The sequence below is a fragment of the Snodgrassella sp. CFCC 13594 genome, assembly GCF_001590725.1.
Taxonomy (GTDB): Bacteria; Pseudomonadota; Gammaproteobacteria; order Burkholderiales; family Neisseriaceae; genus Snodgrassella.
Genome location: NZ_LQXR01000016.1, coordinates 40,585 through 48,458, shown reverse-complemented (window position 1 = coordinate 48,458; position 7,874 = coordinate 40,585). Strand labels below are relative to the sequence as shown.

The window sequence follows — 7,874 nt, the reverse complement described above, 5'->3', positions numbered from 1 at the left end:
AGCACCATGCCCACAAACAAACCAGAAACCGCAATAATCACAATCGACAGCACGCCCGCAAAGTACATTTGCCGGATGCCCAATCGCGGACGTCGCAACGCAGCGCCACTGCGCCACAAAATGGCACCGAAAAACAACACCACTCGGCCCAATTGCTGAATAAAATTGAGGGCTTTCCGGCCCAAAGCTTGAATGGGGTTCATGTCAATAAATGCAAATCCTGTTGTAATGTGGTTTTGGCCGGATACCGGAAAGCCACCGGACCATCAGCTTGACCTTGTATAAACTGATTAATCCAAGGTGAATCTAAACGGCGCATTTCCTCAGGGCTGCCTGAAAACACGATCTCACCGTGCGCCAAAAAAACCACTTGATTCACGATATGTAAAGATTGCTGAATATCATGCGTTACCATAATACTGGTTGATTGCAGTGCCTGATTCACTCGACTGACCAAACTGGCAATCACACCCAACGATATGGGATCCAAACCAGTAAATGGCTCATCATACAGCAACAAGCTTGGATCCAAAGCGATGGTTCTGGCCAAGGCCACACGGCGAGCCATACCACCTGACAACTCTGCAGGCATTAAATCCTGCACGCCGCGTAAACCCACTGCATGCAATTTCAGTATCACCAAATCATGGATGACACTTTCAGGCAACCGGGTGTGTTCGCGCATAGGGAACGCCACATTTTCAAATACCGATAAATCAGTAAACAATGCCCCGAATTGAAATAGTACCCCCATATTGCGCCGGTGTTCGTATAGTTCTTCGGCAGTAAACCCAGCCAAGTTACGCCCATTAATCAACACTTGCCCTTGCTGTGGTTGAATTTGCCCTGTAATCAAGCGCAGCAGCGTGGTTTTACCACTGCCCGAACCACCCATAATAGCGGCAAAATTACCCCGGGGCACAGCAAAATTGATGTTTTGCAAAATGGGCCTGTCTCCATAAGAAAACGCCACATTTTTCATTTCAATAAACGCCGTATCCATGCCTCTCCGCTTCCTGCTCTGCCGTCAACTGGGCTGGGTATTTTAAACACCCAGACGCACCCGAAGCAAACTAACTGTGTTGAGATTATTGTAATCCAGTATAGGGCTGTGGTCTAAAGCGCCGGACGATGATGGGTACTCATGTCCCATGCACACAACACCGCTTCATGCAGGCTGCCTGAATCTGCCGCACCCCGCCCCGCCAGATCCAACGCCGTACCATGATCCACCGAAGTACGGATAAAAGGCAGCCCCAAGGTGATATTAACACCCTTACCAAAACTGGCATATTTCAATACCGGTAAGCCTTGATCATGGTACATGGCCAATACCGCATCGGCATCTTTCAACATAAATGGCTGAAACAAGGTATCAGCAGGGAACGGCCCTCGCACTGCCAGCCCTTGTTTCTGTAATTGCTGTATCACCGGCTCAATGATGTCTTGCTCCTCATGGCCCAAATGGCCTTGCTCTCCAGCATGAGGATTCAAGCCCGCCACCAAAATACGCGGCTGCGGCAAACCAAATTTGGTTTGCAAATCATGTTGCAAAATCGTCAATACCGATATCAATAAATCTGCAGTGATGGCGGCCGGTACTGACCGCAACGGTAAATGGGTGGTTGCCAGAGCCACTCGCAAGCCGCCACCGGCAAGCATCATCACCACTTGTTTGGTGTGGCTTTTGTCTGCCAGATACTCAGTATGCCCGCTAAAAGGAACGCCCGCATCATTAATGATGCCTTTGTGTACTGGCGCGGTTACCATGGCAACAAACTCACCACATTGTATGCCTTCATAGGCTCGATCAAGCAGTGCCAATACATAAGGGGCATTGGCCACATCCAAGCAACCGGCTTGAACTGGCTGAGGCAGCGGCACATCCAACACATCCAATACGGTGGGATCATATGCCAAATCAGGGCGGTATGATCGCAAAGCCACCTGCTTGCCCAAACCATTGGCACGGGCCTTCAATAAGGCCAAATTACCCAGCACCACAACGTGTCCGGGCAAACCCATGCTCGGCAAATCCAAGCAAATATCTGGACCAATACCAGCAGGCTCGCCACTGGTTACCGCGATTTTAGGTAAAGCTGTCATCGTTGTCGTCCAAAGTATTTCAGGCAGCCTTAAGGCTGCCTGAAAAAAGCCAACATGTTATTGTCGAACCTGAATAAAAGCCTGTTGGTGTAATTGCTGCAATAAATTTTGCATCACCGCTGCTCGTTTTTCTTGGGTCAAAACAGCGCGCATACCATTGCGTTGTTGTTGCTCAGGACTGTCGTTGGACTTCACCGCCACCAAACGCACAACATGCCAGCCAAATTGAGAACGGATTGGTTGACTCACTTGACCAGGCTTAAGCGCCTTCACTGCAGCCTCAAATGGCGCCACTGTCTGCCCTTCCGCAATCCAGCCTAAATCGCCGCCATTGGCCGCACTGCCATCCTGCGAATATTGCCGCGCCAACTGCTCGAAATTAGCACCTGCGCGCGCCTGTTCCGCAATTTGCCGTGTTAATTTTCGAGATTGCTCAGTATCGTCTTTAATCAAAATGTGTTGTACATGATAGGTATAGGTAGTAACTGGCGGAGGTAAAGCTTTGCCTGCTTGTTTGGCTCGGGCAATGGCATCATCAATCTCGGCTTCTGTCACTTGACCTTTGCTCATAGCCTCGCTGTCGGCCACTTTCTGCGCCAAGATATTTTCACCAATAGTGCGCCGCAACGTATTTTTGCCCACCCCTTCCTTAGCGATCTGGTGGTAAAGCTGATCCACAGTTATTTTTTTACTGGCCGCAATGCGCACCACTTCTGCATCGATGTCCGCCTCCGAAGCCGATACACCATTGCGCTTCGCGGCCTGCACCAGCAAACTCTGATTCACCAACTGCAGCAAAGCTTGTTGACGTACTGCTGCACCATCCGCTTTACTACCTTTGGGCAGCTGTGCACGAGCCTGACTGGTGGCCCAGTTGAGTTCTTGCTGCGTAATGGCATCATTATTCACCACCGCCACAATGCTGTCGACTGACTGAACACCTGCGGCTTGGGCTGCCTGAAACACCATCCCAATTGCAGCCACGCCCATCCATTGTTTTATTTGCTTCATCTGCGTTTTACCTCATTGACATTGCTGTAGCCGGGAATGGCTGTACGCAACTCATCCATTGGATTATTACCAACGCTGGTTAAATCACGCAACTGCAATTGCACAAAATAAGCAGTTTTGGTGCTGTTCACCCCATTCACATAGCGATTCGCCACAAAGCTTGCGCTCCAACAATTGCAAGGACTTTGGTACTGCACCCCAAGCAATCGATTCAGTGATTTATGATTGTCTAAATCGTAATTTTGGCGCGCCATCACATACCAATTTTGGGCAACCGGCCACTGCACGCCAATATCCAGCTGGCGCAGCTTACCATAGACATTGTCATATAGCTCTTCGTAGCGCCCATATTTATAGCGCACTGATACGGTTTTGCCTGTCTCAGGAGTATAGCGAATACCTGCATCATAACTCTCTGATGTTTTCAGGTTTTCATTGTAGTGCCAATTGCCTTCCACGCGAATTTGATCATTCACATTGGCACGCGCAAAAGCCAAAATATCAGAGCGATTCCGAGCATTCTCAGTTACTGAGCCATCCAACAACACATCATCGCGATTAAAGTAAAAACGCTGCCCCACGCCCGCACTGAGTCGCTCTACGCCAGTTTTTTTGTCGTATACACGCGTTTGCAATGCCATGGTAATGAAATTGGCAGAATTAATGCGATCTTGCCCTGAAAAGCGATTTTCACGGAACAACTGAGCATAGGTGAAATCATTTTCGGAAGTGTCAAACAGAGGCAAATCGTTCTGTTCTTTGGATGGAATGTAGGTATAAAACAATCGCGGTTCTAGCGTCTGTATGTAATCTCGGTTTCGCCATTGCCAAGGCCGCTCAAAAGTGACTCCGCTGTCCACGCTCACGATCGGCAAAACCCGATTTACGCTGCGTGATTTTAAACCGTCAAAAGCATCCAAATCATAATGGGTAGCATGTACGCCAATTTTAGGGCGTATATAACCCCAGCTGTTAGCGAACTCCGCAGTGGCTGTTGGATATACCACCACCCGGTTGCCTTCTTGCTTGCTGTCATGCGTAAATCGCGTGGCTTCTCCATAAACATTCACACGGTAATTATCACCGAATGAACGCCCCCAATTGCTGCTCAGACGCGGCATCATTGCATAAGGTTCGTCTTTATAGCCCGTAGTGGAAGCTAAAGTCTGGTATTTCTTAACGGTAAAGTAGCTGTCGGCTGTACCACCCCAAAGATCGGCATGGTGATTCAACCAAAATTGGCGATTCAAATTAACACTATCGTTATCTGCATTCCAAAAATCACGCTGGTAATCATCATCCGATACCTGATGGAAATCCACACCACCAGACAATCCGCTTATCCATGAATTTAAATTTTGCTGATGCGTCCAATCCAGCTTATAGCGATTATTATGGGTGCTATCTCGGTCATCGGGAAGCCACTCACCATTGACTTCGCCTACATAATTTGGCTGCAAATAACGAAACTCACCACCCAGTTGTAATCCACGTTTACTGATGTAATGCGGCTTAAACGTCGCATCATAATTGGGCGCCAAGTTAAAGTAATACGGCATCATCAATTCAAAGCCATCTGATCCAGCTTTAACTGTGGGCGCCAACAAGCCACTCTTGCGATTGCCATTCAGTGGAAAATCAATCCAAGGCGTATAAAACAACGGTACACCACCAAACACAAACGTGGCATTGCGTGCCACACCCACATTTTTGTCGTAATCGGTATCAATGCTGCTGGCACGAATATACCAACTATCGTCTCCAGGATTACAGGTATTGAATTGGGCGTGCTCCAAACGGTAGCGCTGCTTGCCTTCCATTTGCACAGTCTTGCCCACACCCTGCAACCGTCGCCCTTCCTGCTCAGTCTCAAAGCGAGCCGCATCGGCCACGCCAGAATCAGTGGACAGATCATAGGTGATTTTGTCACCACTCACGCGGCCTTGACCATCCGAAAAAGTAAATTCATCACCAGCTTTCAATAGCTGGTTTTGCTGATCATAATCCGCCCAATCAGCATTGAGTGTTTGTTGATTGCGCTCAACAATGACATTGCCCTTGGCATGAACCCGCACTTGAGATTGGCCACTGACATCGTCGGCCACAACCCGCGTCGCATCCTGTACCAATGGACCATCTCCACTACTTTGCGGTGGCGACACAAAATATTTAGGCGGATTAGGGGCATGACAGACTGAGCTGCCCATCGCCAATCCAGAATCTGCCCATGCCATGGCAGGCAAAGCAGTAAATCCGGCCAATAAGGCCAGAACCAGCGGTTTTTGATTAAACAATCGGGACAAAGTATCACCCTTACCGGATTTGCCAGTTAAAATAGCGTTTATTTTAACCTGAAAATGACCATGCAACGAGAAACCCAACTAAAAAACTGGCTGGCTGAATGCTACCCTGACCAAACACTGGCACTCAGCTTTGCCGCTGCCGATGCTGACTTTCGTCGCTATTTCCGCGCCACCTTTGACAATGGCGATAGCGTTATCTGCATGGATGCGCCGCCGGATAAAATGAGCATTGAGCCTTACATCAAAGTGCAGCAGTTGTTTCAAGCTGTCAATGTCCCCACCATTTATCATACTGATGTTGCGCAAGGATTTATGACGCTGCAGGATTTCGGCCACACTCCTTATTTAGCCGCATTAGAGCACGACAGCCGCCCAGAAGTTCACAAAGCTTTATTGTTGGAAGCCATTGATGAGTTGGTATTACTGCAGCAAAGCAGCAAACCAGGCAGGCTGCCTGAATACGATGAAGCCGTATTGCTGCGCGAATTACAACTTTTTCCAGACTGGTTTGTGGCCAAAGAGTTGAACAAAAGCTTGAATTTCAAGCAAAAACAACTGTGGCAACAAACTTTAGATGTGCTCATCCCTGTATTAACAGTCCAATCTTCCGTTTATGTTCACCGCGACTTTATTGTGCGCAACCTGATGTTGACACCCAGCCGCCCAGGTGTTCTAGATTTCCAAGATGCGTTGTATGGCCCTATCAGTTATGACTTGGTGTCTTTGCTACGGGATGCTTTTATTGAGTGGAATGAAGAGTTTGTATTGGACTTGGTCATTCGATATTGGGAAAAAGCACGTGCAGCAAACTTACCCGTACCTGCAGAATTCGACACGTTCTATCGCGATTTTGAATGGATGGGCGTGCAACGACATTTGAAAGTCGCTGGTATTTTTGCCCGGCTGTATTACCGCGATGGCAAAGACAAATACCGTGGCGAAATTCCTCGCTTTCTAAACTACCTGCGCAAAACAGCGCGTAGATACGGCGCTTTGGCGCCGTTGTATGCATTATTGGTCGAACTCGTAGGTGATGAAGATTTACAAACTGGTTACACTTTTTAGTTGGCATATCGGATAGATTATCACGCCACAGCTGCCTGAATGCAGCAGCAGGAACATGCCATGCCCAATGAATTTAGGTTATCTGTTTCATTTAAAAAAACATAAGCGGACAATTCGGGCATGCTCTGTTTGAGAATAGTTAATGACACTGCGGTAGCTATCGCCTTCTGTCAAAAAGGGGATCGCCAAGGATATGCAACGCTAACAAAATTTAGCCTACAGCCACTCATTCATCACCTTATTTAACCCCTAATCAGGATGGTTAGGACTAAACTAAAAATACCTTAAACCTAAAAACCTGGGAAACAATTATGAAAAAAGTATTGGCATTGTTGACTGCCTCAAGTTTGGCTTTATCCGGTATCACGTTGGCAGCACCTGGTGAACCAGTACCTCCCAAACCGCAGGTGCAACAACCTAATGCTCAACCGCAAAAACACCACTTAAAACATCAGAAGCGCGCGGCAAAACCCCAATTGAAAAAAAACCACCAACGTCCCTTGGCTCAAAAGAAACCGCAACCATTGCCACCCAAACATAAAGCGCAAGCACAGCCTATGGATCAGCAACAACCGATGCCGCCACGTGGTGAATAAGTAGATGCAATAAAAAATCCCTGATAAATCAGGGATTTTTTATTGCAGAAATCCTCAATATTCATCGTAAAAATTAAAACAATTTTTTGGAATCCAATAAGATGGTTACTGGTCCATCATTGTTCAATTCTATGTTCATGTGGGTGCGAAAATGACCGGTTTTAACCACGAGTCCCATATCCATGAGTAAATCTGCCAAGTCATTATACAAAGCGCGGGCTTGTTGAGGTCGCGCGGCCTCAATAAAAGAAGGACGACGGCCATTGCGCATATCCCCAAACAGCGTAAATTGCGAAACCAGCAAGATTTCACCTGCCACATCTTGAATAGACAGGTTCATTTTATCGTCTGCATCTGCAAAAATACGCATATGGGCAATTTTATCCGCCACATACGCAACATCTCGGTTGGTGTCATCATGGGTGATACCCACCAAAACCACCAAGCCTTGATCAATGTGATCAACATGGACCAATTCATGGCTTTCCACCACACCAATGTTGGCTTCCAATACTTTTTGAATAACAGCTCGCATGTCTTCTCTTAAAATACTTTGAGGGGGCTGTTTTATTAAGCCACAGAATAGCAGAATAAAAAATGAAAATATCAGCGGCATCAATAATATATCCACGATCCGCCTTAGATTAGGAGCGATTGCATAATATGCCAAAATATTTAATTATGCAATATCGATAATTCACCTGCCGCCGACATTCTGTCCAATGAGGCACAATCAGATTGATGATGTTGGTGTCGTTTCATTGTGAAGACAACGGTTTTCCCTTAAAATCGA

General features: G+C 47.2%; 7 protein-coding genes and 1 pseudogene. 2 read left to right on the top strand and 6 right to left on the bottom strand.

The annotated features are described in order from the left end of the window. The 5 genes and pseudogenes from A2F46_RS09470 to A2F46_RS09450 form a co-directional block, all read right to left on the bottom strand. Positions 1–203 (bottom strand): annotated as a pseudogene (locus A2F46_RS09470) (ABC transporter permease); the annotation flags it as partial. Next, positions 200–1,003 carry an ABC transporter ATP-binding protein gene (locus A2F46_RS09465; protein WP_066569726.1) on the bottom strand — a complete coding sequence of 268 codons (804 nt, stop codon included), beginning with the start codon at positions 1,001–1,003 and terminating at the stop codon, positions 200–202. The gene A2F46_RS09465 and the pseudogene A2F46_RS09470, both read right to left, overlap by 4 nt. Positions 1,004–1,116: 113 nt before the next feature. After that, the gene (gene pdxA / locus A2F46_RS09460; protein ID WP_066569725.1) at positions 1,117–2,106 is read right to left on the bottom strand and encodes a 4-hydroxythreonine-4-phosphate dehydrogenase PdxA; all 990 of its coding nucleotides are present in this window, start codon (positions 2,104–2,106) and stop codon (positions 1,117–1,119) included. 57 nt (positions 2,107–2,163) lie between these two features. After that, entirely contained in the window at positions 2,164–3,117 is a 954-nt protein-coding gene (locus tag A2F46_RS09455; protein ID WP_066569723.1) for a peptidylprolyl isomerase, read from the bottom strand. Further along, positions 3,114–5,420 (bottom strand): LPS-assembly protein LptD, encoded by a 2,307-nt coding sequence (locus tag A2F46_RS09450; protein ID WP_066569739.1) that lies wholly within the window; start codon positions 5,418–5,420, stop codon positions 3,114–3,116. Before A2F46_RS09450 ends, A2F46_RS09455 begins: the two co-directional genes overlap by 4 nt. Before the next feature lie 60 nt (positions 5,421–5,480). Between A2F46_RS09450 and amgK the strand changes: the two genes are divergently transcribed. Together amgK and A2F46_RS09440 are read left to right on the top strand one after the other, a co-directional pair. Then, a complete protein-coding gene (gene amgK, locus A2F46_RS09445; protein WP_066569721.1) occupies positions 5,481–6,485 on the top strand; it encodes an N-acetylmuramate/N-acetylglucosamine kinase AmgK in 1,005 nt (334 codons plus the stop codon). Between the two features lie 311 nt (positions 6,486–6,796). Beyond that, entirely contained in the window at positions 6,797–7,081 is a 285-nt protein-coding gene (locus tag A2F46_RS09440) for a hypothetical protein (RefSeq protein WP_066569719.1), read from the top strand. 73 nt (positions 7,082–7,154) lie between these two features. Here A2F46_RS09440 and dtd read toward each other — a convergent pair whose 3' ends face one another. Beyond that, entirely contained in the window at positions 7,155–7,616 is a 462-nt protein-coding gene (gene dtd, locus A2F46_RS09435) for a D-aminoacyl-tRNA deacylase (protein WP_066569738.1), read from the bottom strand. Between the last annotated feature and the right edge of the window lie 258 nt (positions 7,617–7,874).

What these genes read in the sequence shown, in the direction of transcription:
- A2F46_RS09465 (WP_066569726.1), bottom strand. Translation starts at nt 1,003, where the DNA reads ATGGATACGGCGTTTATTGAAATGAAAAATGTGGCGTTTTCTTATGGA.
- pdxA (WP_066569725.1), bottom strand. Translation starts at nt 2,106, where the DNA reads ATGACAGCTTTACCTAAAATCGCGGTAACCAGTGGCGAGCCTGCTGGT.
- A2F46_RS09455 (WP_066569723.1), bottom strand. Translation starts at nt 3,117, where the DNA reads ATGAAGCAAATAAAACAATGGATGGGCGTGGCTGCAATTGGGATGGTG.
- amgK (WP_066569721.1), top strand. Translation starts at nt 5,481, where the DNA reads ATGCAACGAGAAACCCAACTAAAAAACTGGCTGGCTGAATGCTACCCT.
- A2F46_RS09440 (WP_066569719.1), top strand. Translation starts at nt 6,797, where the DNA reads ATGAAAAAAGTATTGGCATTGTTGACTGCCTCAAGTTTGGCTTTATCC.
- dtd (WP_066569738.1), bottom strand. Translation starts at nt 7,616, where the DNA reads ATGCGAGCTGTTATTCAAAAAGTATTGGAAGCCAACATTGGTGTGGTG.